The sequence below is a fragment of the Rhodococcus olei genome (genome assembly GCF_039540555.1).
GTDB lineage: Bacteria > Actinomycetota > Actinomycetes > Mycobacteriales > Mycobacteriaceae > Rhodococcus_G > Rhodococcus_G olei.
Genome location: NZ_BAABFB010000075.1, coordinates 440,851 through 466,052, shown reverse-complemented (window position 1 = coordinate 466,052; position 25,202 = coordinate 440,851). Strand labels below are relative to the sequence as shown.

21 protein-coding genes are annotated in these 25,202 nt (G+C 70.0%); 11 read left to right on the top strand and 10 right to left on the bottom strand.

Annotation, left to right across the window (positions count from 1 at the left end; genetic code table 11):
• Positions 1 to 21: 21 nt before the first annotated feature.
• From ABD951_RS26855 to ABD951_RS26845, 3 genes are read right to left on the bottom strand one after another with little or no spacing between them, the layout of a single operon-like run.
• Positions 22 to 903 carry a metal ABC transporter permease gene (locus tag ABD951_RS26855; protein WP_345352930.1) on the bottom strand — a complete coding sequence of 294 codons (882 nt, stop codon included), beginning with the start codon at positions 901 to 903 and terminating at the stop codon, positions 22 to 24.
• The gene (locus ABD951_RS26850) at positions 900 to 1,748 is read right to left on the bottom strand and encodes a metal ABC transporter ATP-binding protein (protein WP_345352927.1); all 849 of its coding nucleotides are present in this window, start codon (positions 1,746 to 1,748) and stop codon (positions 900 to 902) included. Before ABD951_RS26850 ends, ABD951_RS26855 begins: the two co-directional genes overlap by 4 nt.
• Positions 1,745 to 2,809: a metal ABC transporter solute-binding protein, Zn/Mn family gene (locus ABD951_RS26845; protein ID WP_345352924.1), complete on the bottom strand. Its 1,065-nt coding sequence runs from the start codon at positions 2,807 to 2,809 to the stop codon at positions 1,745 to 1,747. The genes ABD951_RS26850 and ABD951_RS26845 overlap by 4 nt, the downstream gene beginning before the upstream one ends.
• 85 nt (positions 2,810 to 2,894) lie before the next feature.
• On the opposite strand from ABD951_RS26845, the gene ABD951_RS26840 reads away from it, so the two are divergent.
• Complete coding sequence (locus tag ABD951_RS26840) at positions 2,895 to 4,004, top strand: LacI family DNA-binding transcriptional regulator (RefSeq protein WP_345352921.1); 1,110 nt, start codon at positions 2,895 to 2,897, stop codon at positions 4,002 to 4,004.
• A gap of 88 nt (positions 4,005 to 4,092) precedes the next feature.
• Here the strand turns inward: ABD951_RS26840 and otsB are convergent, their stop codons facing one another.
• Positions 4,093 to 6,633 carry a trehalose-phosphatase gene (gene otsB, locus ABD951_RS26835; protein WP_345352918.1) on the bottom strand — a complete coding sequence of 847 codons (2,541 nt, stop codon included), beginning with the start codon at positions 6,631 to 6,633 and terminating at the stop codon, positions 4,093 to 4,095.
• 14 nt (positions 6,634 to 6,647) lie between these two features.
• On the bottom strand, positions 6,648 to 7,307 hold the full coding sequence (gene kstR / locus ABD951_RS26830) for a cholesterol catabolism transcriptional regulator KstR (RefSeq protein WP_345352915.1): 660 nt from the start codon (positions 7,305 to 7,307) through the stop codon (positions 6,648 to 6,650).
• Between the two features lie 128 nt (positions 7,308 to 7,435).
• On the opposite strand from kstR, the gene ABD951_RS26825 reads away from it, so the two are divergent.
• From ABD951_RS26825 to ABD951_RS26800, 6 genes are all read left to right on the top strand, one after another.
• Positions 7,436 to 9,586 (top strand): acyl-CoA dehydrogenase family protein, encoded by a 2,151-nt coding sequence (locus ABD951_RS26825; protein WP_345353269.1) that lies wholly within the window; start codon positions 7,436 to 7,438, stop codon positions 9,584 to 9,586.
• Between the two features lie 94 nt (positions 9,587 to 9,680).
• Positions 9,681 to 10,790 (top strand): acyl-CoA dehydrogenase family protein, encoded by a 1,110-nt coding sequence (locus tag ABD951_RS26820; RefSeq protein ID WP_345352912.1) that lies wholly within the window; start codon positions 9,681 to 9,683, stop codon positions 10,788 to 10,790.
• Complete coding sequence (locus tag ABD951_RS26815) at positions 10,775 to 11,941, top strand: acyl-CoA dehydrogenase family protein (RefSeq protein WP_345352909.1); 1,167 nt, start codon at positions 10,775 to 10,777, stop codon at positions 11,939 to 11,941. Before ABD951_RS26820 ends, ABD951_RS26815 begins: the two co-directional genes overlap by 16 nt.
• Positions 11,938 to 12,951 (top strand): bifunctional MaoC family dehydratase N-terminal/OB-fold nucleic acid binding domain-containing protein, encoded by a 1,014-nt coding sequence (locus tag ABD951_RS26810; RefSeq protein ID WP_345352906.1) that lies wholly within the window; start codon positions 11,938 to 11,940, stop codon positions 12,949 to 12,951. The genes ABD951_RS26815 and ABD951_RS26810 overlap by 4 nt, the downstream gene beginning before the upstream one ends.
• Positions 12,951 to 13,361, top strand: coding sequence for a MaoC family dehydratase (locus tag ABD951_RS26805; protein WP_345352903.1), 411 nt, complete (start codon positions 12,951 to 12,953; stop codon positions 13,359 to 13,361). Before ABD951_RS26810 ends, ABD951_RS26805 begins: the two co-directional genes overlap by 1 nt.
• Entirely contained in the window at positions 13,358 to 14,527 is a 1,170-nt protein-coding gene (locus ABD951_RS26800; protein WP_345352900.1) for a lipid-transfer protein, read from the top strand. The genes ABD951_RS26805 and ABD951_RS26800 overlap by 4 nt, the downstream gene beginning before the upstream one ends.
• Before the next feature lie 95 nt (positions 14,528 to 14,622).
• Here ABD951_RS26800 and ABD951_RS26795 read toward each other — a convergent pair whose 3' ends face one another.
• From ABD951_RS26795 to ABD951_RS26775, 5 genes are all read right to left on the bottom strand, one after another.
• Complete coding sequence (locus ABD951_RS26795; protein WP_345352897.1) at positions 14,623 to 14,976, bottom strand: VOC family protein; 354 nt, start codon at positions 14,974 to 14,976, stop codon at positions 14,623 to 14,625.
• A gap of 64 nt (positions 14,977 to 15,040) precedes the next feature.
• A complete protein-coding gene (locus ABD951_RS26790) occupies positions 15,041 to 15,853 on the bottom strand; it encodes an ABC transporter permease (RefSeq protein ID WP_345352894.1) in 813 nt (270 codons plus the stop codon).
• Positions 15,843 to 16,778, bottom strand: coding sequence for an ABC transporter ATP-binding protein (locus tag ABD951_RS26785; RefSeq protein ID WP_345352891.1), 936 nt, complete (start codon positions 16,776 to 16,778; stop codon positions 15,843 to 15,845). Before ABD951_RS26785 ends, ABD951_RS26790 begins: the two co-directional genes overlap by 11 nt.
• A gap of 107 nt (positions 16,779 to 16,885) precedes the next feature.
• The gene (locus ABD951_RS26780) at positions 16,886 to 19,234 is read right to left on the bottom strand and encodes an arylsulfatase (protein WP_345352888.1); all 2,349 of its coding nucleotides are present in this window, start codon (positions 19,232 to 19,234) and stop codon (positions 16,886 to 16,888) included.
• Between the two features lie 39 nt (positions 19,235 to 19,273).
• Positions 19,274 to 20,770, bottom strand: coding sequence for an MFS transporter (locus ABD951_RS26775; protein WP_345352885.1), 1,497 nt, complete (start codon positions 20,768 to 20,770; stop codon positions 19,274 to 19,276).
• 287 nt (positions 20,771 to 21,057) lie between these two features.
• Here ABD951_RS26775 and ABD951_RS26770 point away from each other — a divergent pair, with 287 nt between their 5' ends.
• From ABD951_RS26770 to ABD951_RS26755, 4 genes are all read left to right on the top strand, one after another.
• A complete protein-coding gene (locus ABD951_RS26770) occupies positions 21,058 to 21,717 on the top strand; it encodes a TetR family transcriptional regulator (RefSeq protein ID WP_345352882.1) in 660 nt (219 codons plus the stop codon).
• Between the two features lie 21 nt (positions 21,718 to 21,738).
• A complete protein-coding gene (locus ABD951_RS26765) occupies positions 21,739 to 22,656 on the top strand; it encodes a TauD/TfdA dioxygenase family protein (protein ID WP_345352879.1) in 918 nt (305 codons plus the stop codon).
• 240 nt (positions 22,657 to 22,896) lie between these two features.
• A complete protein-coding gene (locus tag ABD951_RS26760; protein ID WP_345352876.1) occupies positions 22,897 to 23,733 on the top strand; it encodes a mycofactocin-coupled SDR family oxidoreductase in 837 nt (278 codons plus the stop codon).
• On the top strand, positions 23,730 to 25,157 hold the full coding sequence (locus tag ABD951_RS26755; RefSeq protein ID WP_345352873.1) for an MFS transporter: 1,428 nt from the start codon (positions 23,730 to 23,732) through the stop codon (positions 25,155 to 25,157). The genes ABD951_RS26760 and ABD951_RS26755 overlap by 4 nt, the downstream gene beginning before the upstream one ends.
• The last annotated feature ends 45 nt before the right edge of the window (positions 25,158 to 25,202 follow it).

The window sequence follows — 25,202 nt, the reverse complement described above, 5'->3', positions numbered from 1 at the left end:
GCGAACGATCGCAGGCCAATCCTATGCAGTGACGGTGATCCGCCCGGAATTCGCGCGGCGCCGCGACCCGATCGCCCGGCACACGAGGTAGATCACGAACGAGATCGTGGTGACGAACGTGGACACCGGCACACCGGGCGCGAGGGACAGCAGGATCCCGCCGACCGCGGCGAGTTCCGCGAACAGGATCGACAGCAGGGTGTTCTTCAGCGGGCTGGAGGTCACCCGGGCGGCCGCGGCGGCCGGGGTGATCAGCAGCGACAACACCAGCAGCGCACCGACGATCTGCACCCCGAGGGCCGCGGCGACGCCGACCAGGACCGCGAACACCAGCGCCAGCCCGCGCACCGGGACCCCGCGGGCCCGGGCGACGTCGGGGTCGGTGCTCGCGAACAGCAGGGGCCGGTACACCAGCACCAGCACCGCCAGCACGATCACCGCGCACACGAGAAGCAGCTGCAGCCCGCTGTTGCCGACGCCGACGATCTGACCGACGAGCAGCGAGAAGCTGGTGCCGGTGCGGCCGGGGTAGAGCCACATGAACAGCACCGACAGGCCGAGGCCGAACGACATGATCACGCCGATCACCGAGTCGCGTTCTCGGGCCTTGCTTCCGAGCAGCGCGAACAGGACCGCCGCGACAACCGATCCGATGATCGCGCCGAGGCCGACGCTGATCCCGGCGAGCAGCGCGGCGGACGCGCCGGTCAGCGACAACTCGCTGGTGCCGTGGACCGCGAACGACATCTGCCTGCTGATGATCAGCGGGCCGATCGCGCCGGCCAACAGGCCGAGGATCGCCGCCGCGAGGAGGGCCTGCTGCACGAAGTCGTAGTGCAGCAGGTTGACCGTCGTCTGCCAGTCGAGGAGGTTCGACAGGGCGTCCGAGAGTTTGTCGTTCATTCGTGGTCCTCGTGGTGCGCGCAGTCGGTGCTCAGTTCGCCGGCACCGCCGAGGGCGTCGATCGCGTCGCCGGTTCCGACGACGACGAGGCGACCTCGGACGTGCAGCACCTCGACCTCGGTGCGGTACAGCTCGGACAGCACCTCGGAGGTCATCACCTCGGCGGCGGTGCCGATCCGGAACCGGCCGTCGACGAGGTAGAGGACGCGGTCGACGAGCGGCAGGATCGGGTTGATCTCGTGGGTGACGAACAGGACCGCGGTGTCGTGCCGGAGCCGGCGCCGGTGGATCAGGTCGGAGACGCGGTGCTGGTTCGCGAGGTCGAGACTGAGCAGCGGTTCGTCGCACAGCAGCACCGTGGGGTCGCCGACGAGCGCCTGCGCGACCCGCAGTCGTTGCTGCTCGCCGCCGGACAGCGCGCCGACGGGGGCGTTCGCGTAGGACTGCGCGCCGACCTCGGCGATCGCGTCGTCGACGATCGCGCGGCGGGCGCGGCGGCCGCGGAAACCGGTGCCCCAGCGGTGCCCGTCGACGCCGAGGCCGACGAGGTCGCGGCCACGCAGCGGCAGACCTTCGTCCATCGTCTTCTGCTGCGGGATGTAGCCGACGGCCGGATTGCCGGTGCGGACCGGGCTGCCCGCGATGCGCGCGGTGCCTGCGCTGAGCGGGACCTGGCCGAGCAGCATCTTCAGCAGGGACGTCTTGCCGGATCCGTTGGGGCCGAGGACCGCCAGGAACTCGCCGGGCGCGACGGTCAGGTCGAGCCCGGTCCACAGGGTGCGGTCCCCGTAGGCGAGTGCTGCGCCGCTCAGTTCGATTGCGGGCGCGGTGCTTCCGGCGCTCACGCGGCCGGCCTGCCCGCGGCGGTGTCGATCGCGGACGCGAGGCGTTCCGCGGTGGCGGTCTGCCACTGCACATAGTCGACGCCGTCGGGCAGCGTTTCGGTGACCTCGACGACCGGGATCCCGGCGGACTCGGCCACCGAGCGGATGTCGAGGGTCACCTTGTCCTCGGTCTGGGTGTTGTACACGAGGACGCCGACCTTCTTGCCGCTGAGCAGATCCCGGGTCGCGGCGATGGCGGCCGGCGGCGGGTCGTTGCCCTCCTCGATGGCCCGGGTGAAGTCGGTGGGCGTCCGGTCCTGCAGGTCGGCGGCGGCGAGCAGGTAGTGCGCGATGGGTTCGGTCTGCGCGATCGCGGTCTGCGGGTGCGCCGCGGCGATGCCCGCGGTGATGTCGGCGACCTGGTGCAGTTTCCCGTGAAACGCCTCGGCATTCGCGGTGTAGGCGTCGGCGTTCGCGGGGTCCAGCGCGGAGAGTTCGGCGGCGATCCGGTGTGCGACGGTGTCGACGGTCGGGAGGTCGTACCAGACGTGTTCGTTCGCCCCGCCGTGGTCGTGTCCGTGGCCGGCGTGTGTCCCCTCCGCGGCCACGTCGGCCACGTGCCCGGTGTCGCTGCCGTGCTCCTCGTGGCCGGCGTGCAGGTCGGACTCGGTGTCGTGCAGGTCGTACGCGTTGACGGTCGGCTTGCCGCGCATGCTGTCGAGGATGTCGTCGAGGAACCCGTCGTAGCCGCCGCCGTTGTAGACGACCAGGTCGGCGTCGGTGAGTGCGGCGGCGTCGCGCGGGCTGGCCTCGTAGGAGTGCGGGTCCGCGGAGGGCCCGGTGACGATCGACGTGATGTCCGCGTGGTCGCCGGCGACGGCCGCGGCGACGGAACCCCACACGTTGGTCGAGGCCACGACGGACAGGCGTCCGTCGTGGGCGGGATCCGAGGGGGCTGTGGAGCAGGCGCCGAGGCTCAGTGCGGCGACGGCGGCCAGGCCGATCGCAGCCCCGGTTCCGCGCGCTCGGCGCGCCCGGATTCGGGAGCGGTCGCGACGGAACGGCACGGGTACTGAGGGCATGCCCAAAACCTTAATGGAAACCGTTTCCGTTGTCCATTGGTGGGGTCGTGCTCACACCCACCCCGGCACCCAGTACCGTCCCGTTATGCCCCGCTCCAGTCAGCCGCGCCGACAGGCGACCCTGGCGTCGCTCGCGGCGGAGCTCAAGGTGTCGCGCACCACGGTCTCGAACGCATACAACCGGCCCGACCAACTCTCCGCCGAACTGCGCGCCCGGGTCCTCGAGGCCGCGAAGCGGCGCGGCTACCCCGGGCCCGATCCGGTGGCGCGTTCGCTGCGCACCCGCAAGGCCGGGGCGGTCGGTCTCCTGCTGACCGAGGCGCTGAGCTACTCGTTCCGGGACCCGGCCGCGATGAGTTTCCTGGCCGGGCTCAGTGAATCGTGCGAGGAGGCGGGGGAGGGGCTGCTGCTGGTCCCCGCCGGTCCGGGGCGGGACGACGTCGACGCGGCGGCGGTGGTCCAGCAGGCCGGTGTCGACGGGTTCGTCGTCTACTCCGTGGCCGACAACGATCCGCACCTGGCCGCGGTGGTGGAGCGGCGCCTGCCGATGGTGGTGTGCGACCAGCCCCGCCAGATCGCCGGCGCGTCCCTGGTCGGCATCGATGATCGCGGCGCGATGCGCGAGCTGGCCGAGCACATGATCTCGTTGGGCCACACCGAGATCGGGGTGCTGTGCATGAGGCTCGGCCGCGACGCGCGCAACGGTCCCGCCGACGCCGAGCGGCTCCGGTCGCCGGACTTCCCCGTCCAGCGCGAACGCATCGCGGGGGTGCAGGATGCGTTGATCGCGGCCGGGCTGGATCCGCAGTCGCTGACGGTCGTCGAGAGCTCCGAACACACGACGGGCGCCGGCCATGCGGCGGCCGAGCGGGCCCTGGCGATCAACCCGCGCACCACGGCGCTGGTGTGCACGACCGACGTATTGGCCCTCGGCGCACTGGAATTCGCCCGCTGGCGCGGCATCGACGTCCCGGCGGAGTTGTCCGTCACCGGGTTCGACGGTGTGCCGGAGGCGCTCCGGGTGGGACTGACCACGGTCCAGCAGCCTGCCGAGGAGAAGGGCCGCCGCGCCGGGGCACTGCTGCTGCGGCCGTCGCACTCGGGTATCGCGACCGTCGAGATGCTCGACACCGAGCTGCTGCGTGGCCGCACGTCGGCGCCACCGCGCACGTGGCCCCGCGGTCCAGCCGAATAGACCGGGGCGTCACCAGGACCAGGGAGGGGCCGGACCCCGCCCGTGTGGCCCACCCGAACCCACACAGGCGGCGCAGCTGCCCAGCTGCCTAGCTGAGCAGTTGGGCGCAGCGCAGCAGACCGATGTGGCTGTAGGCCTGCGGGTGATTGCCCAGCGAGCGCTCGGCGACCGGGTCGTACTCCTCGGCGAGCAGCCCGGTGGGTCCGGCGGCCGCGACGAGCTGTGCGAACAGGGCCTCGGCGTCGGAGCGCTGGCCGATCAGCAGGTACGCCTCGACCAGCCAGGCCGCACACAGGTGGAAACCGCCCTCGCCGCCGGGCAGTCCGTCGTCGTGGTGGTATCGGTAGACGGTGGAGCCACTGCGCAGTTCGGCCTCCGTCGCGGTGACGGTCGCCGCGAACCGGGGGTCGGACGGGTCGATCAGCCCGGACAGGCCGATGTGCAGGGTCGCGGCGTCCAGGTCTGTGCCCTCGTACGCGGCGGTGTAGGAGTTTGCGCGGTCGCTCCAGCCGCGGTCCTTGACCTCGTCGGCGATCTCGGTCCGCAGCATCTCCCAGTCGGATCCGGCCCGGCGGCCGAAGTCCGCCGCCAGGGTCAGCGCCCGGTCCACGGTCACCCAGCACATGACCTTCGAGTACACGTGGTGCCGCGGGTTGCCGCGGATCTCCCAGATGCCGTTGTCGGGCTCGGACCATCGACGCTGCACCGCGGACACCATCGCGAGCACGAGCTCCCAGTCCCGGTCGGTCAGCGGCTCGGCGACGCCCTCCTTCTTCCGGGCCTGTGCGACCTGCGCGATCAGCTCCACGATCGGCCCGAACACGTCCAGCTGGACCTGCGAGTTCGCCGCGTTGCCGACGCGGACCGGACGGGATCCGCCGTACCCGGGCAGGGAGTCGATCACGGCCTCCGGCGGCAGGTTGGTGCCGTGGATCGTGTACAGCGGGTGCAGCAGTTCGGGGCCGGGAATGGTCTCGAGCACCCGGTGCACCCACTCGAGGAACCCCTCGGCCTCGCCGAGCGACCCGAGCGCGACCAGAGCGGACGCGGTCATCGCCGCGTCGCGGAGCCAGCAGTAACGGTAGTCCCAGTTGCGGACGCCGCCGAGGTCCTCCGGGAGCGAGGTGGTCGCCGCCGCGAGGATCGACCCGCTGTCGGAGTGCACCAGCCCGCGCAGGGTCAACGCGGACCGCTTCATCAGGCCGCGCTTGCGTGCCGGCAACTCCAGCGTGTCCGCCCAGTCCTGCCAGTACGACTCGCTCTGCGTCCGGCGTTCCGGCTCCGGGGTCGAAGACGGACCGAGATCGGTGGTGCCGCAGCGCAATTCGAGGACCACCGGACCGCGAGACGGGTCGACGACCGCGCTGGCGGTCTGCTGGACACCGTCGCTGGCGATCTCCCACTCGACACCGGGGGAGCGCAGCACGACGGGGTCGCTGGTGCCGTACACCCGCAGACCGTCCTCCTCCGGTTCGAGGTGCACCTGCACCTGTCCGAACTCGGGGCGCGGCGCGAACGTCACGACGGCCTTCGCCTGGCCGGTGATCACCCGGGTCAGCTCGGTGCGTCCGACCGGGACGTCGTGCGGAAGGTAGTCGGTGACCTGCAGGCTCGCCCACCGGGTCTGGACGGTCATCGTGCCGTCGACGTAGCTCTGGCTCAGCGGCAGTCCCGCCCGGAACGGTTCGACGGTGAAGTGGCCGGCGCCGACCCCGCCCAGCAGGTGCGCGAACACCGCGGCCGAGTCGGGTTCGGGGTGACACAGCCAGGTCAGGGTCGCGTCGGGCGTCAGCAGTGCCACCGTCCGCGGGTTGGCCAGCATCGTGAGTCGCTCGATCGGCGGGGCGTTCTCGCCGTGCAACCAGGTGCGGCGTTCCTCGAGCAGGAACGCCAGCGCGGCGCCCACGTCCTCGGTGCGGTCGATCCGGAACTCGGCGAGTGTCTCGCCGTCGCCGACCTTGACGCCGATGTCGGGGCCCTGCAGCCGCGCGAACGCCTTCTCGTCCGTGACGTCGTCGCCGAAGAACACCGTCGCCGAGGCGCCCTCGCGGTGTCGGAGAATGTCGAGCGCCTCGCCCTTGTCGGTGACGATGACGGCCAGTTCGATCACGGCCTTGCCCTCGGTGACCTGCACGCCGTTCCACTTGGCCGCGCCGTCACGGACGCGGGTGAGGGCCGCGTGACCGACCTCGGGGCTCGCGTTGCGGACGTGCAGCGCGGCGCTGGCCGGCTTGATCTCGACCGCGACGCCGGGGCTCTCGGTCGCGATGGTCTGCAGTTCGGCGGTGAGCTCGCGGAGGAGGCGGCGGGCGTCGTCGCTGATCTCGTGCACGAACCCGACGTCGAACTCGGAGCCGTGGCTGCCGACGAGTTGGACCTCGACCGGCAGCCGCGACAACATCGCCAGGTCTCGCAACGCGCGACCGGAGATCACCGCGGAGGTGGTGCCGGGGAGGATCGCCAGCGCGCGCAGGGCGCGCACCGCGTCCGCATGGGGGAACGCCTTCGACGGGTCCGAGACGATCGGCGCCATCGTGCCGTCGTAGTCGGACGCCACGAGAAGACGCGGCGTCCTCGCGATCGAGACGAGACGCCGTCGGAGCTCGACTGGTAGATCCTGCGCACTCACTGCGCAGAGTCTACTTAGGAATCGGCCGGATCCTTGTAGCCACCGAGCAACAGTTCGACGGTCAATTCCAAACGCTTGGCGACATCGGTGGCCGACGAGCGTCGGGTGAGCCACGCGACCAGGTTCGACAGCCACACGTCCGAGATGACCCGGGCGATCTGCAACTGCTCCTCGGTCGGGGTGCCGTCGCTCATCGCGCGGGCGAACAGCGAGTCCATCAGGCGGCCGACCTGGTCGACCTCCGCGGCCGCGGAGGCGTCCGCGAACATGAACGCGCGGGTCATCGCCTCGGTGAGCAGCGGGTCGCGCTGCATGGCCCGGGTGATCTGGCCGAGGATCAGGTGCATGCGCTCGATCGGGCTGTCGCCGGGCGGCATCTTCCGGCGGGAGTCGATCTTCTCGAACTCGCGCGCCAGCGCGGAGACGAGCAGGTGCACCTTCGACGGGAAGTAGCGGTAGAGGGTGCCGACGGCAACGTCGGCGCGTTCGGCGACGGCGCGCATCTGCACGGCTTCGTAGCCGCCCTTCGACGCGAGCGCGAGGGTCGCGTCGAGGATGCGCTTGCGGCGCTCACGCTGCGCGTTGGAACTGAGGTCGTCGTCCGACAGAGTCGTCACCGCACCGTTGGCGGTGGCGGCCTTGGCCGCGGAGCGAGTACGAGACGAGGACGTCATCTACGAACTTCCTTGATTTCGGCTGAGGGATCCATGTGCGCTTCGTGTCCGGCCTTGACTGTGAGCCGACTAAGAGATTAGAACACGTTCTACAAGGTTTTGTCAGTATCGAAAGGGTGGCCAGGCTTGTGACGATTGCCACGACAGACGAGCAGCGTGCGGTCCAGGAATCGATCCAGTCCTGGGCCCGATCGGCGACCCCGATCGAGACGTTGCGCCAGGGTCCGGTGGACTCGTGGCGGGAGCACTGGGGTGCGCTCGCCGAACTCGGTCTCTTCATGGTCGCGCAGGCCGAGGAGGTCGGTGGTGCCGACGGCGAGATCGTCGACCTCGCCGCGATGCTCGAACAGGCGGCCACCGCCCTCGCTGCCGGCCCGGTCCTGTCGACCGCGCTCGCCGCGCTGGTCGTCGGCCGCAGCGGCGAGCCCGCGGCCAAGCAGTGGGGGCCGGAACTCGCCGAAGGCGCGCTGCCGGTCGGCGTCGCGCTCGACGGTGCGGCCGTCGCCGACGTCGACACCGACGGGACGCTGGTGCTCAACGGATCGGCGGGGTTCGCGCTCGGTGGCGCGCCCGACCTCGGGGTCCTGCTGTCCGCGACCCGGGGTGACGACACGGTCTGGTGCCTCGTCGAGGCGGGGGCGCCGGGCCTCGCTGTCGAGTCCGTGCAGAACGTCGACGTGAGCGTCCCCCTCGCATCCGTGACCTGCGAGAACCTGCGGGTGTCCGCGGACCGGGTGTTGTCCGGTGTGCGCCCCGGGTTGGTGCGCGACCTGGCCGCGACGCTGGCCGCCGCGGAGGCCGCCGGCGTCGCCGGCTGGTGCCTGACCACGGCCGTCGAGTACGCGAAGATCCGCGAGCAGTTCGGCAAGCCGATCGGCTCGTTCCAGGCCGTCAAGCACCTGTGCGCCGAGATGCTGTGCCGGGTCGAGCAGGTCCGCGCGGTGGCGTGGGACGCGGCGGTCGCGGCCGAGTCCGGCGAGGAACTGCCGATCGCGGCGGCCGTCGCGGCGGCGGTCGCACTCGATGCCGCGGTCGACACCGCCAAGGACTGCATCCAGGTCCTCGGCGGCATCGGCTTCACGTGGGAGCACGACGCCCACTTCTACCTGCGCCGGGTCACGTCGCTGCGGCAGCTGCTCGGCGGCGGTGCCGCCTGGCGTGCCCGGGTCGCGGAGCTGACCAGGGCCGGGGCCCGCCGGCACCTGACCGTCGACCTCGGTGACCTGGAGTCGCGGCGGGCGTCCGTGCGCACCGAGATCGAGGCGATCGTCGCCCTGCCCGAGGCGGAGCGCCGCGTCGCGTTCGCCGAGTCCGGCTACCTGGCCCCGCACTGGCCCGCCCCGTACGGCAAGTCCGCAAAGGCCGCCGACCAGATCCTGATCGGCGAGGAGCTGGTGCGGGCGGGGCTCGAGACACCGAACCTGGTGATCGGCTGGTGGGCCGTGCCGACGATCCTCGAGCACGGCACCGCCGAACAGGTGGAGCGGTTCGCGATGCCGACCCTGCGCGGTGACCTGATCTGGTGCCAGCTGTTCTCCGAGCCCGGTGCCGGCTCCGACCTCGCGTCCCTGCGCACCACCGCCGAGAAGGTCGACGGCGGTTGGGTCCTGAACGGTCAGAAGGTGTGGACCTCGCTCGCCCGCGAGGCGGACTGGGCGATCTGCCTGGCCCGCACCGACAAGGACGCGCCCAAGCACAAGGGCATCACCTACTTCCTCGTCGACATGCGCAGTGCGGGGATCCGCATCTCCCCGCTCCGGGAGATCACCGGTGACGCGCTGTTCAACGAGGTGTTCCTCGACGGCGTGTTCGTCCCCGACGAGTGCGTGGTCGGGCAGGTGAACGGCGGCTGGAGGCTGGCCCGCACCACGCTCGCCAACGAGCGGGTCGCGATGAGCGGCGGCTCGTCGCTCGGCAAGGCGATGGAGGAGCTCCTGGACCTCGCCGGTCGCGGCGGCACGGACCCGGTGACCGAGGACCGGATCGGGTACCTCGTCGGTGACGCCCTGGTCGGGTCGCTGCTCGAGCACCGCACCACGCTCCGCCAGCTCGACGGTCAGGACCCCGGTCCGGCGTCGAGTGTGCGAAAGCTGGTCGGTGTGCGGCACCGGCAGGCGGTCGCCGAGTTCGCGCTCGAGTGCGCGGGTGTCGGCGGCGCGGTCGAGGGTCCGCTGTCGCGGGAGTTCCTCAACACCCGGTGCCTGTCGATCGCGGGCGGCACCGAGCAGATCCTGCTCACCGTCGCCGCCGAGCACCTGCTCGGGCTGCCGCGCGGCTAGCGGCGACAGCGGGAGCACGGCCGCGGAACCGGTGGTCCGTGCGGACCGCCCACACGTGCACAGATTTCACGGACTCGACAGGACGGATTCTCAGGTGGACTTCACTCTTGGCAGTGAGCAGCAGGCGGTGGCCGAGGTGGCCTCCGCCGTGCTGCAGACGGCGGCGAGCGCCGAGACGCTCGCGGCCATGGACAGGGAGGCGCCCGTCTGGGACGCCACGCTGTGGCAGCGGCTGGCCGAGGAGGGCGTGCTCTCGCTGCCCCTGCCCGAATCCCTCGGCGGTGACGATCTGGGCATCGCCGAGATCGGCGTGCTGCTGAACCACGTGGGCCGGGCGGCGGCGCAGGTGCCCGTGCTCGAGACCCTCGCGTTCGGCGTGCTGCCGCTGCTCGCGCTGGGTGCGGATCCGCAGCGGTTCCTCGCCGGCGTCGCCGGGGGTGCCATCCTCACCGCGGCGCTCAGCGAGCCGGGCGCGCCGCTGCCTGCCGTCCCTGCGACCACGGCGACCGCCGACGGTGACGGATTCGTCGTCACGGGCCGCAAGGTCGGTGTGCGGTACGCCGAGCAGGCGGCCTTCGTGCTGGTTCCGACGTCGGCCGGCGTGGCCGTCGTGGCGCCCGACGCGGAGGGCGTCACCCTCACCCGGACGTTCACCGCGTCACTGGCCCCCGAGTACACGATGGCGCTCGACGGCGTGCGCGTCGATGCGGGTGCGCTGCTCACCGCCGCGCCGGTGGAGAGCCTCTACCGGATCGCGCTCGCCGCCGTCGCGGCGCAGGCCGCGGGCCTGGGTGCCGGGATGACGAACCTGGCCGCCACGCACGTGAGCACCCGCGAGCAGTTCGGCAAGCCGATCGCGGCCTTCCAGGCCGTCTCGCAGCAGCTCGCCGACTCGTACGTGACCGCGCGCACGCTGGAGCTGGCCGCGACCTCGGCCTGCTGGCGGCTGGCGGAGGGCCTCGACGCCACCGAGGACACCGCGGTCGCCGCCTACTGGCTGGCCGAGCAGCTGCCGGTGTCGATGCAGCAGTGCAGCCACGTGCACGGCGGCCTCGGCGCCGACGTGACCTACCCGGCGCACCTGTACTACGAGCAGACCAAGGACTTCGTCCGGCTCGTCGGCGGCCCGTCGTCCCGTCTGACCATCCTCGGCGCCCTCGGCGCCCGCGACCTCGGTGTGGAGGCAGCATGCTCATCGATCTGACCCCCGAGCAGAAGAAGCTCCAGGCGGAACTGCGCAAGTACTTCGCGGACCTGATCTCGCCGGACGAGGCGGAGATCATGCTCACCGACCGGCACGGCCCGGTCTACCACGAGGTCATCCGTCGCATGGGTCGCGACGGCTGGCTGGGCGTCGGCTGGCCGACCGAGTTCGGCGGCAAGGGATTCGGCGAGATCGAGCAGCAGATCTTCACCAACGAGGCCGTCCGCGCGGACGTGCCGCTGCCGTCGGTGACGCTGCAGACCGTCGGCCCCACCCTGCAGGTGTACGGCACCGAGGAGCAGAAGCGGAAGTTCCTGCCTGGCATCCTCACCGGCGAGGTGCACTTCGCCATCGGCTACACCGAGCCCGAAGCGGGCACCGACCTGGCGTCGCTGCGCACCACCGCGGTCCGCGACGGCGACCACTACGTCGTCAACGGCCAGAAGTACTTCACGACCGGCGGTCACGCCGCCGACTACATCTGGCTCGCAGTCCGGACCGGCACCACCGAGGATCGGCACCGGGGCATCTCCATCCTGATCGTCGACACCACGGACCCGGGCTTCTCCTCGACGCCGGTCATCACCGCGGACGGCGCGCACCACGTGAACGCCACGTACTACGAGAACGTGCGCGTGCCGGTCGAGATGCTGGTGGGTGAGGAGAACGAGGGCTGGAAGCTGATCACCACCCAGCTCAACCACGAGCGCGTCATGCTGGGACCCTCCGGCCGCGTCGGTGGGCTCTACGACCACATCAGCGAGTGGGCCACCCGTCCCGGTCCGGACGGCGAGCCGCTGGCCACCCAGCCCGAGGTGCAGCGCGTCCTCGGCGAGATCCGCGCGATCTACCGCCTCAACGAGCTGCTCAACTGGCAGGTCGCCTCGGGCACCGGAGCGCTGGACATGGCCGACGCGTCGGCGACCAAGGTGTTCGCCACCGAGCAGATCCAGCGGATGGGCCGGCTCGCCGAGGAGGTCGTGGGGCGCTGGGGCGACCCGGCCGACCCGGAGACCGGGCACCTGCTGAAGTGGCTGGACGCGCAGACCAAGCGCAACCTCGTCATCACCTTCGGTGGCGGCGTCAACGAGGTCATGCGCGACCTCATCTCCACCGCCGGTCTGGGTCTGCCGAAGGTGGCGCGGCGATGAGCGAATCAGCGAAGAGCGAAGCCATTCTCGCTGCGGCGCAGCGGGTCCGGGACGGCGGCGCCAGCAAGCCGCGGGCCGGTCGTGACCCGATCAACATGCCGATGATCCGCAACTGGGTCGAGGCGATCGGCGACGAGAACCCCATCTACGTCGACGAGGACGCGGCGATCGCCGCCGGCCACGGCGGCATCGTGGCACCGCCGGCGATGGCCCAGGTGTGGACGATGCGCGGTCTCGGTGCGGTGCGCGAGGAGGACGACCCGCTCGGCCGGATGACCGAGATCCTCGACGAGGCCGGCTACACCTCGGTGGTCGCGACGAACTGCGACCAGACCTACCACCGCTACGTCCGGCCGGGCGAGGAGGTGACGATCGAGTCCGTCCTCGAAGACGTTGTGGGGCCGAAGAAGACGGGCCTGGGTGAGGGCTGGTTCTTCACCACCCGCAACTACTGGAAGGTCGGCGACGAGGTGGTCGCCGAGATGCTGTTCCGGATCCTCAAGTTCGCGCCGCCGGCGAAGGCCGACACGGAACCGGTTCGCACCGAGGCGAGTTCGAGCCTCGGTGGCTCGCTCGACGACCTGAACCCGGCGCGAATGCTGCGCCCGTCGGTGTCGCGGGACACCGAGTTCTTCTGGGAGGGCGTGGCCGCGCACGAGCTGCGGATCCAGCAGCGTCCGGACGGGTCGCTGCAGCACCCGCCGGTCCCGGCGTTGTGGAAGGACAAGACCGAACGCACCGACTTCGTGGTCGCGTCCGGTCTGGGCACCGTGTTCAGTCACGTGGTGCACCACGCCCCGAAGGTGCCCGGTCGATCGTTGCCGTTCGTCGTCGCGCTCGTCGAGCTCGACGAGGGTGTCCGCATGCTCGGCGAGTTGCGCGGCATCGACCCCGCCGAGGTCCGGATCGGCCAGCGGGTGCAGGTCGAGTTCCTCGACCTGCCCGGCGACGAGGAGACCGACCAGAAGCCGTGGACGCTGTACGCGTGGCGTCCTGTGAAGGAGTCGTAATGACCAGCACCCTCCAGGTGTCGGTGGGGGAGAGCCTGCCGAGCCTGTCCATTCACGGCGACCCGACGTTCATCGTGTCGACGGCGTTGGCCACCAGGGACTTCCAGGACGTCCACCACGACCGCGACAAGGCGCAGCAGCGCGGGTCCAAGGACATCTTCGTCAACATCCTCACCGACACCGGCCTGGTGCAGCGGTACGTCACGGACTGGGCCGGCCCGCGCGCGGTGATCAAGTCGATCAAGCTGCGCCTCGGCGTGCCCTGGTATGCCTACGACACCCTGACCCTGACCGGCACGGTCGCGGCGGTCGAGGACGGCCTCGTCACCCTCGACATCGTCGGCAAGGATTCCCTTGGTGACCACATCAAGTCGACGGTCACCCTCGTGATGGATGGAGCAGCCCAGTGAGCGAGCTGTCCGGCAAGGCCGCGATCGTCGGCATCGGCGCCACCGACTTCTCCAAGGACTCCGGTCGCAGCGAGCTGCGGCTCGCGGCGGAGGCGGTCACCGCCGCACTCGCCGACGCGGGTCTGAGCCCGTCCGACGTCGACGGCCTGACGTCGTTCACGATGGACACCAACACCGAAGTGGCCGTGGCCCGTTCGGTCGGCATCCCGAACCTGAAGTTCTTCTCCCGCATCCACTACGGCGGCGGCGCGGCCTGCGCGACGATCCAGCAGGCGGCGATGGCCGTGGCCACCGGCGTCGCCGACGTCGTCGTCGCCTACCGTGCGTTCAACGAACGCTCGGGAATGCGGTTCGGCCAGGTGAATTCCGCGCTCGTGCAGCAGGTGAACTCGTCGGGCACCGACAACGCGTTCTCCTACCCGCACGGCCTGAGCACCCCGGCGTCGTTCGTCGCGATGATCGCGCAGCGGTACATGCACGTGTACGGCGCCACCAGCCGGGACTTCGGAGCGGTCGCGGTCGCCGACCGCAAGCATGCGGCGACGAACCCGAACGCCTTCTTCCACGGCAAGCCGATCACGATCGAGGACCACCAGAACTCGCGGTTCATCGCGGAGCCGCTGCACCTGCTGGACTGCTGCCAGGAGACCGACGGCGGCATCGCGATCGTGGTGACCTCGCCGGAACGGGCCAAGGATCTGCCGAACAAGCCGGCGATCATCGCGGCGGCCGCGCAGGGCAGCGGGGCGGACCAGTACATCATGACCAGCTACTACCGGGACGGCCTGAGCGGTCTGCCGGAGATGGGGCTGGTCGGCGACCAGCTGTGGGCGCAGTCGGGTCTGCGGCCGGAGGACATGCAGACCGCGGTCCTCTACGACCACTTCACCCCGTACGTGCTGATGCAGCTCGAGGAGCTCGGGTTCTGCGGTCGCGGCGAGGCGAAGGACTTCATCGCCGACGGCGCGATCGAACTCGGCGGGCGGCTGCCGCTGAACACGCACGGCGGTCAGCTCGGGGAGGGCTACATCCACGGCATGAACGGCATCGCCGAGGGCGTGCGCCAGATCCGCGGCACCTCGGTGAACCAGGTGCCCGACGTGCAGAACGTGCTCGTCACCGCAGGCACCGGCGTCCCGACCTCGGGTCTGGTGCTCACGGCCTGACGCTCGTCCCCGCCATGGCTGAAGGTCACCTTCATGCGATCCGAGCGCATGAAGGTGATCTTCAGCCGATCGGGGAAGCGGCGATCAGGCGCCGGTCACCGCTCGAGCGGGCTGTAGAACACCAGTCCGTTGCCCTTGTTGTCGTACACCACCGCGCGGCGTTCGTGCGCGTCGTCGTACGGGCCCTTCACGATCCCGCCGCCGGCCTCCGCGATCGCCTTCGCGGCGGCGTCGACGTCGGCGGTCTTGATGCCGACGACCACCTGACCGTGGATCGGATGATCGACCGCGGTCGCGAGCGCAAGGGTCACACCGCCACCGTCGAGGGCGGCGAAATGAGCGCCGTCGCGGAACTTCAACGGCATGCCAAGGGTGTCGCTGTAGAACCCGATCGACTCGTCGAGATCGTCTGTGGTCAGCACGATCATCTTCACTTCGTGGTCGCTCAAGATGTCTCCTTCGTTGAAAGTCCGTACAGGCCAGTGCGGCCCGCCGATCTTGGCGCGCGGTCGACTAGTCGACGTCGAGCCGGGTGAACGCCGCGAGGGTGGCGAGGAGGGTCGCGGCCGCGAGCCCGAGAAGGATCCCCGCCCACGCGAGCGGCAGGCCGTCCTCGAGCTGGTTGTCGCCGATGGCGTAGAAGAACGGCGACGCGAACCGGGCCGGGTGCAGCCAGTGCACCACGGGAGCAAGCGAATTGAGAAGGTACGCGGCGGCCGCGACCGCGGAGGTGATACCGACCGCCGCGCCGCGACTGCCGGTCGCGGCGCCGACGGCCATCGCGAGCCCGCCGAACACCATGCCGAGCAGCACCAGGGCCACCGTGGTCCCGGCGAGCGCGCCGTAGTCGACGGTCAGTTCGAAGTTGCGCCCGACCACGACGCACAGTGCGGTGATCACGCACACCGGGATCGCCAGCAGGGTCATCGCGACGAACTTCTGCACGGCGATGGTGCGCCGGGACAGTGGCGAGGCCACGACCGGCCCGAGGGTGCCGTCCTCGTTCTGTCCGGCGAGGCAGGCCCCGCCGTAGCCAATGGTCACGAGCAGCACGATCAGTGGCAGGAAGTTGCTGTAGATGTTGGCGTTCAGCCATCCCACCGGTGAGGTCAGTGAGCCGCTGATCCCGAACAGTGCGGCCATGGTCTCGCTGTTCGAGGCGAAGGCGTCGAGCCCGGAGTCGTCCTTGAACGTCGGGTACAGCGCGATCACGACCAGGGCGTAGACGCCCATCCCGACGGCGAACCAGATCATCGACCGACGTCGCAGGAGCAGGTCGATGCCCGCCACCTGCAGTGAGCCGGTTGCCGTGGGCTCAGTGTGCATCGGGTACCTCCGCCTCCTCGGTCGCCGGCTCGTCGCGGTAGAAGCTCAGGAACAGCTCGTCGAGATCGGCGCGGCGGGCCGAGACGTCCACCGCGCCGAGGCTCCCGGCGCGGGCCAGAAGGTCGGCGACCGGTCCGGTCACCGACAGGGTCACCCGGCCGCCCGTGCACTCGCGCACCGCGACGCCGTCGAGGTGGTCGAAGTCTGCGGCCGTGACGGCCCGGTCGAACCGGAACTCGACGGTGCGCGGGGCGCTGCGGCGCAGGCCGTCGACGCTGTCGGTGACGACGATCCGGCCCTCCTTGATGATCGAGAGCCGGTCCGCGAGCCGCTGCACCTCCTCGAGGTCGTGCGAAGACAGCAGCACCGTGCGACCGTCGTCCACGGTTTCACGGATCAGCCGCGCGAATTCGTCCTGCATCAACGGATCCAGACCCGACGTCGGCTCGTCGAGCACGAGCAGCTCGGGGCGGTGCATGAACGCCAGCACCAGTCCGATCTTCTGCCTGTTTCCCTTGGACAGGGTCCGGATCGGCTGGTCGAGCTGGGCGCCGAACCGCTGGACCAGGTGGTCGGCGTAGGTGCGATCGGTGAGGCCGCGGATGCGAGCGTACCGATCCAGGTGCTGCGCACCTGTCATCTTGAGGTACAACGCGAGTTCACCGGGCAGGTAGCCGACGCGGCGGTTGATCCGCACGCCGTCGCGGGTCGGGTCCAGGCCGAACAGCCGCATCCGACCGGAGGTCGGTCGGTACAACCCCAACAGGAGCCGGATCGTCGTGGACTTTCCGGCGCCGTTCGGGCCGAGAAAGCCGAAGACCTCTCCCGACGAGATCGTGAACGAGACGTCGGTGATCCCCCGCCGCGGGCCGAACCGGCGGGTCAGGTTGTCGACCTCGACGACCGACGTCGTCGCTGATCCCATCCGTCGAATATAGGGCGACCGCGAGCACGGCGCCGGGCGAACGCGCGCGAGCAGGCGACCCCGGGCCCGTCCCGGCGAGAGCGGGCCCGGGAATCACCCACGCACCGTCAGTGGGTGGCGAGCGCGATCCGCCGTCGTTCGTCCGCATTCACCCCGTGGCCGCCGTCCGGAAGGTCGATCCGCACGCGGGTGAGCCGGCCGTCGAACGCGAAGCGGCCGCGATCGGCGAACTCCTCGGACACCGGGCTGCCGCGGTTCACGCCGACGTCGAGTTGTTCGTTCATGCTGAAGATGGCACGCGTGGTCTGCTCGATCCTCTCCCGCGCAGCCTCGACGCCGTTCACCGACAGGATCGCCGTTCCGCCCTTCCCGATCCCGCCTCCGTCGTAGACGAATTCGACGGACACCTCCCGGGTGCCGGCGGTGAGCGGATCGGTGCCGCGCAGGTACGTCCGGCCGCCGCCGCTGAAGTTGTAGCAGAACGTCGGCAGCGAATCGAGGACGTACAGCGCGAACCCGCCGAACCGGCCGCCGAGTCCGACGAGCATTCCCTCGCACGGCCGCCCGGCCGTGTCGAGGTAGGCGGTGATCGTGTACGAGCGGTTGAAGAACGACGGTGCGGCCTTCTCGACCAGGCCGTTCATGTGCGGATACAGCGTGATGGTCTGCCGGCCCCGCAGCGGGTGCGGCGGCCGGGACTCCGGTGTCGCGTGCCGGGCGACGGTGCGGTCGTCGAGCGGAAGCACCTGGTACCGGGCGGCTTCCACGAGGAACTTCTGCTTGAGCTTCTCGAGCTTGTCCGGGTACACGTCCGCGAGATCGCACGCCTGGGACCAGTCGGTGGTGGTGTCGTAGAGCTCCCACCGGTCCTCGTCCATGCTGGGCAGCTCCAGGTCGCGTGCGGCCATCAGCCAGGGCGCGCGGTGCGCGGTGACCGCGGTCCAGCCGTGGTCGTAGATCCCTCGGTTCCCGAAGATCTCGAAATACTGCGTGGTGTGCCGTTCCTCGCCGGCCGGATCGTTGAACGAGTAGTTCATCGCCACGCCTTCCATCGGCTTCTGCGGTACGCCGTCGACCGTGTGCGGGGCCGGAATGCCTGCGGCCTCGAGGATCGTCGGGGTGATGTCGACGCAGTGGTGCCACTGATTTCGGACGCCGCCGGTCTCGGTGATTCCGTTGGGCCAGTGCATGATCAGGCCATTACGTGTCCCGCCGTAGTGGGAGGCGACCTGCTTGGCCCACTGATAGGGGGTGTCGAGCGCCTGTGCCCAGGCCGCCGGATAGTGGGGGTAGCTGGTCGGGGTGCCGAGCTCGTCGAACCGCTCGAGCACTTCCGTGGTGGTCTGCTGGTAGCCGTTCAGCCCGGCGAGGTAGTTGAACGAGCCCTCGAAACCGCCCTCGGCGGATGCACCGTTGTCGCCGAGCATGTAGATGACGAGCGTGTTGTCGAGCATGCCGCCCTCGCGTAGCCGATCGGTCATGCGGCCGACCTGGTCGTCGGTGTGCTCGAGGAACGCGGCGTACAGCTCCATCAACCGGGCGGAGACCTTCTTCCGGTCGGCACTGAGCGAATCCCAGTGCGGCAAATCGCCGCACCACGGCGCGAGGACGGTCTCGGGTGCGACGACACCGAGCTGCTTCTGACGATCGAGGGTGATCTCGCGCTGCCGGTCCCAGCCGTGGTCGAACTCGCCGCGGTACTTGTCGAGGTAGCGGTCCGGCACCTGCAGGGGGGCGTGGCACGCGCCGAACGGCAGGTAGCAGAACCACGGTTTGTCGGGGTCCATCGTGGACACGCCCTCGATCCACTGCAGCGCACGGTCGACGAGGTCCTCGCTCAGGTGGTAGCCCTCCTGCGGACTCCTCGGCAGATCGACCACCGTGTAGTCCTCGTACAGGACCGGGGTGAACTGGTCGGCCTCGGCGCCGAGGAATCCGTAGAACTTGTCGAAGCCCTCGCGGCCCGGCCAGCGGTCGAACGGCCCGGCCTCGGTGACCTCCCACGTCGGGGTCTGGTGCATCTTGCCGAATGCGCCGGTGGCGTAACCGTTCCCCTGCAGGACCCGGGCGACGGTCGCCGCCGAATCGGGCCGTGTGCCGTTGTACCCCGGTGCGGCGCTGGCCATCTCGGAGATGACGCCCATACCGACACTGTGGTGGTTGCGACCCGTGAGGGTCGCGGCGCGAGTAGGGGAGCACAGGGCGGTGGTGTGGAAGCGGGTGTACTTGACGCCATCGGCGGCGAGGCGTTCGGCGGTGGGTGTGCGGCACGGCCCGCCGAACGCGGACGACGCGCCGAATCCGACGTCGTCGAGCATGACGAGCAGAACGTTCGGTGCCCCGGCGGGTGGGCGGACCGGCCCCTGCCGTGTGAACAGTTGCTGCTGGTCGCAGTGGTTGACCGCGGCCGCGACCTGCGGCTCGGTGCGGATGATCGGGATCGAGTGGCGGTTCATCGATGAAAACTCCTGTGGTACGGAAAGATCCGAGATCGACTAATGTGCGGCGACCGTGGCGCCGGCGATCGCGGCGCTGTCGTCCGCCGGTTCGAGCAGGCCACCCGTCGCCGGGGTACGACCGTGGCGCATCAGCGCCGCGATGACCACGCCGACGAGGCCGACCAGGCCTGCGACCATGAACCCGTTCGTCAGCGCGCTGTCCGCATACAGGACCGCGTGCGTCTTCGGGTTGACCGCGGCGACGTGCCGGGACATCACGACGCCGGTGAGGGTGACCGCGACCGCGGAGACGAGCTGCATCGTGACGCCGGCGATGGAGGTACCGACACCGCTGCTCGCGGCGGGCAGGGAGTCCTGCACGAGGTTGGCGTTCGAGGAGTGCAGGAAGCCGACGGCGAACCCGGCGATCATGCTCAGGAGGCCGACCTGCCACTGCAGCGTGAAGAGCTGGGCGCCGAGGGCCATCACCCCGACGAACAGGACGGCGGCCGAGAGCAGCACATGGCGTGCACCGAATCGCTTCGCGAGCCACCCGCCGAGGGGTCCGGCGGCCATGGCGGTGATGCCGAGCGGGCAGGTCCACAACGCGTACTGGGTGGCGGACAGGCCGGCTCCGTAGCTGATTCCGGGCAGGTTTCCCGGAGTCTGCAGCAGAGTCGGCATCAGCATGGAGTGCGCGTTCATCATGTACGACACGCAGGCGACGGCGAGGATCGTGAGTCCGAACCGGCGACCGAAGAGGATCCGCAGGTCGATCAGCGGGTGCGGCGCGACGCGCTGCCACGACACGAAGCAGGCCAGCATCAGGACGCCGATCGCGAACACGGACAGCGTGTGGATCGAGCCCCAACCCCACCCGGATCCCTTCGTGGTCGCGAGCAACAGGACGGCCACGCCGGGGCCGAGCAGTGCGGTGCCGAGGTAGTCGACAGGCCGATCGGTGCGGACCGAGCTCTCGGGGATCACCAGCCAGTAGACCGGGATCAGCACCCCGAGGTAGATCGCCATGAACCAGAAGATGCCCGCGAAGCCGAACCCGTCGATCAGCCAACCCGCGATGAACGGACCGGCGACGGCCGACATGCCGATGCCGGTGGCCACCATGCCGAGCGCGATCGGCACGAACTCGCGCGGCATGATGTCGCGCACGAGGCTGTACGAGAGCGAGACGATCCCGACCAGCACGCCCTGCATGGCGCGCCCCGCGAGCAGCCACGAGAACGAGGTCGACAGTGCACACACGATGCTGCCGACAATGAACACCGCGCCCAGACACAGGATGATCCGCTTCTTGCCCCACTTGTCGGAGGCCTTGCCGATCAACGGCATCAGGGTGGCGCCGGTCAGGGTCACGATGGACACCACCCAGGCGATGTCGAGGGTCCGGTATGCCGACGCCATGTGGGGCAACGCCGGGTACACCATCAGGATTTCGAAGGTTGCGATCTCCGAGAAGAGGATGATCACCGCGAGCACGGCGAACAGTCGACTCTTCGGCACGGGGCCGTGGTCTGGGTTCAGGTCGAGCGCCATCGTGGTCCTTTGCTAGTGGGATTCCCGGGTGAGCGGCTACCCGCGGCCGGGTGGGTGGGAGGCGAATCGAACGAGCTCGTGAACGGGCGGCGAGTGGGCCCGGAGCTCGGGACAGTGACGGTAGTCACGTTCGGCTGCGACGCAACAGTGGTCCCGTTGATCGAGACCCGTCTCGTCTGACGCCGGCTCCGGCGCGATCGCGTCAGCGAACAGTGCAGTGAACAAGCATCATTGGACTATTAAGGCAGTGTCTTGACGGCTAAGTCAATGACTTATATCGTGCTTGCATGGCAGCTTCCGACAATGCGAAGTCCGCGATGATCGAGGCGGCGGAACGCATGTACGCCGAGCGTGGCATCGACGGTGTCTCCATGCGCGACGTGGCGGCAGCGGCGGGGCAACGCAACAACTCCGCCGTCCAGTACCACTTCGGCGGCCGCGACGGCCTGCTCCTCGCCGTCTTCCGATACCGGATGGCGGACGTCAACGACGCGCGGCGCCGGTATCTGGAGGAGATCGACCGGCAGGGGCGTGGCGATGACCTCCGCGCCCTGGTTGAGGCCGGAATCCGGCCGCTCGCAGAGTTTCTCGGATCGGAACCCGAAGGCAGTCACTACGCCAGGTTCATCGCGAGGGTGGCGCCGTCCGTGGATTTCGTCGGCGGGGCACTGGAAGAGATCAGGGATGCCAACAGCGAGGTCGTGGCCCGCCTCGTGCGCACGCTGGGGCATCTGTCCCGACGGGTCGCGTACGAACGCGTGGACCTGATGTACAACATGGTCGTCTCCGCGCTCGCCGTCTACGAACAGCGACGGGCCGAGGGCTTGCCGGTCGTGCAGGCCACCTTCGCCGAGACGGTTGACCATCTGATCGACATGGCGGTGGGTTCCCTGGAAGCCGCGGACTCCAAGGCCGGACGCCGGCGGCGCGCCGCGGCCGCACATTGACCATCTACCCGAAGGGCGGACATGAACACGGGAACTTCGTCGAGGACAGTTGAAATCGGCGATCATACAATCGAATTCGGTCCGCGCGGTATGCGCAGGAACCCCGAGGGGTTCGAGCCGGCCCCGTATCGGGCGATCGAGTTGACGCCGGTGACTCCGTTCATCGGGGCCGAGGTTCGCGGAGTGGATCTCCGCGAACCCGGCGACGACGTGATCGCGGAACTGAAGACCGCTCTGCTGGAGTGGAAGGTGCTGTTCTTCCGGGATCAGGACATCACCGGCGAGCAGCATCGAGACTTCGCCCAGCACTGGGGCGAACTCGAGGTGCATCCCCTGCTGCCGCAGGGGGAGGTGCCCTCGGTGGTCCGGTTCGAGCGCGGGGAGGACAGTCCCGGTACCGAGAACATCTGGCACGTCGACGTGACGTGGCAGCAGCGGCCCCCGCTCGGGTCGGTGCTGCGGGCGATCGACGTGCCCGCCGCCGGCGGGGACACTCTCTGGTCCGACATGGGCAACGCCTACGACTGCCTGTCCGACGAGGTCAAGGCCGCGATCGACGGCCTGGAGGCGGTGCACGACTTCATGCCCTCGTTCGGGCGCTCGATGTCTCCCGAGCAGCAGGAGCGGATGCAGGAGCAGTATCCGCCGGTGCGGCATCCGATCGTGCGGACCCATCCCGAGACCGGACGCAGGACGCTGTTCGTCAACAGCCTGTTCACCACGCACATTCCGGACCTGGACCCGGTGGAGGGCGCGCGAGTGCTGCAGCGCCTGTTCGACCAGGCCAAGGTCCCCGATTTTCAGTGCCGGTTCCGGTGGCAGCCGAATTCGATTGCCTTCTGGGACAATCGGGCGACGCAGCACTACGCCGCCAGTGACTACTTCCCGCATCGTCGCGTGATGGAGCGTGTGGCGATCCTCGGTGACGTCCCACGCTGAGCCGAGTCCGAGGCCGAGGCCGTCGAGATCCGGTGCCGAGGTTCGCGCACGAGTGCACCCGGGCGCGGGGGACGTGACCGTGCCGCTGCCTGCCCCGGGGTCGTGGTGCTCGCGGCCGTCGTCGCGGGACGACCGTGGAACCGGACGGTTCGCGGGTTCGTACCGCTGGCCGGGATTCTCCGCCACGAGGTGGACGCGGCGGGGTAGGGATGGATCCGAACCACGAGCGAGGAGGACGGCATGGGCGAATTCGACGGCAAGGTGGCGCTGGTCACGGGTGGTGCCCGGGGGCAGGGGAGAGCCCACGCGGTGGCGTTCGCCGAGCGCGGGGCGGACGTGGTGATCTGTGATCGCTGTGAGGACAGCGACGTCGTGTTCTATCCGTTGGCCACCGAGGAGGACCTGGCCGAGACCGTTCGCCTCGTCGAGGCCACCGGCCGCCGCTGCATCGCCGTCAAGGCGAACACCGCCGACCGTCCCGCGATGGACGCCCTCGTCGCGCAGGCCGAGAGCGAGTTCGGCCGGGTCGACATCGCGGTTGCCAACGCAGGCGTGTCGGTGGCCGCTCCGATCCAGTCGATGACGACGGCCCAGTGGACCGAGGCGATCGCGAGCAATCTCACCGGCGTCTTCAACACCGTCGGCGCCGTCGCGCCCGGCATGGTCGCCCGCGGATACGGCCGCATCGTCACGATCTCCTCGATGCTCGGTCGCGCGGGCAGCACCAACATGGCTGCGTACGCGGCGTCGAAGTGGGGCGTGATCGGGCTGACCAAGAGCGCGGCGCTGGATCTCGCGCAGAACGGGATCACCGTCAACGCCATTGCACCGGGCAACATCTCGACCGGGATGATCCACAACGACGCGCTGTACGCGATGATGCGTCCGGACCTCGACTCCCCGACCCGGGACGACGTCGCGCCGGTCTTCCAGTCGCTGCACGCGCAGCCGGTGCCCTGGCTCGAGCCGGAGGAGATCACCCGCGCCGTCCTGTTCTTCGCGGCCGAGGCCGCCGCGCACGTGAGCGGCACCGTGCTGCCGATCGACGCCGGCAACGCGGCCCGCGTCACCGGGTGAGCACGGGCGAGGCGACCGACCTCGTGGCGACGTCGCCGACGGGCGGGGTCGTCCTCGCCCCGGGACGGCAGCGGCTGATCGTCGCGGTGCTGAGCCTCTGCGGGGTCGTGGTGGCCCTGCAACAGACCTTGGTGGTGCCGATACTTCCGGACTTCAGTGTTGCGCTGGGTGTTTCGCCGACCACCGCCTCGTGGCTGGTGACCGCGACGCTGCTGACCGGGGCCGTCGCCACGCCGCTGGTGGGTCGTCTCGCCGACCTGACCGGCAAGCGGGCGATGATGCTGGTGTGCCTGACGATCATGGTCGCCGGATCGGTCGTCGCGGCGCTCGGGCAGGCATTCCCCGTCGTGGTGGCCGGGCGGGTGCTGCAGGGCTTCGCGATGGCGCTGCTGCCGGTCGGTGTCAGCCTGCTGCGCGACGTGCTCCCGCCCGAGCGCCTCGGCACGGCGGTCGCACTGATGAGCGGGACGCTCGGCATCGGCGGGATGGTCGGGATGCCGCTCGCCGGGGTCGTGTACGGCCACCTCGGCTGGCCGGCGCTGTTCTGGCTGTCCGGTGCCGCCGGCGCGGTGCTCGCCGTGCTGCTGCTCGTCGTCCCGGAGTCCCCGGTCCGGGCACGCGGCCGGTTCGACCACGTGGGAGCGGCACTGCTCACCGTTGCACTGACGGCCTCCCTGCTCGCGATCTCGAAGGGCGGGCAGTGGGGATGGGCCGGTGCCGCGACGGTCTCGTGTGGCGTGCTGGGCATCCTGGGGCTGACGGCGTGGGGCCGGTTCGAGCTGCGCACCCGCGATCCGCTGGTGGACCTGCGGACGTCGGTCCTGCGTCCGGTGCTCATCTCCAACGTCTGCGCCGTGCTGCTCGGGTTCGCGATGTTCCTCAGCGCCTACACCGCCACCCAGGAGCTGCAGGCCCCGCCCGAAACCGGATACGGCCCGGGGCTTTCCGAGGCGTCCGCCGGTATGGCGATGATGCCGGGCGGCCTGCTGATGGTGATCCTCGCGCCGCTGTCTGCGCGGCTGACCCGCCGCCGAGGCGCGCCGGTCACCCTCGTCGCGGGTGCGGCGGTCATCGCGGTCGGCTACGCACTGCGGGCGGTGCTCGGATCGACGGTGCCGAACATCTCCGCCAGCGCCGCGATCATCTCCGGCGGTGTGGCGTTGGCGCTGGCGGCGATGCCGGTGCTGATCACCGACGCCGCGCCGATGGACCAGACCGCGACCGCGAACGGGGTCAACAGCCTCCTCCGCTCCGTCGGGACCTCGACCGCGAGCGCCGTCGGTGCGGCCGTCCTCGCCGGCTCCACGGTGACCGTCGCCGGTGTCACGGTGCCGACGCTCGCGGCCTTCACCACCCTGTACTGGGTGGGTGCGGCGGTCGCGTTCGCGGCGGTGCTGGTCGCGCTGCTGCCGCTCCGGTCCTGACCGCAGAACGGGTCCGAACATGCGAGAAGATCCGGCCGCCCCGAA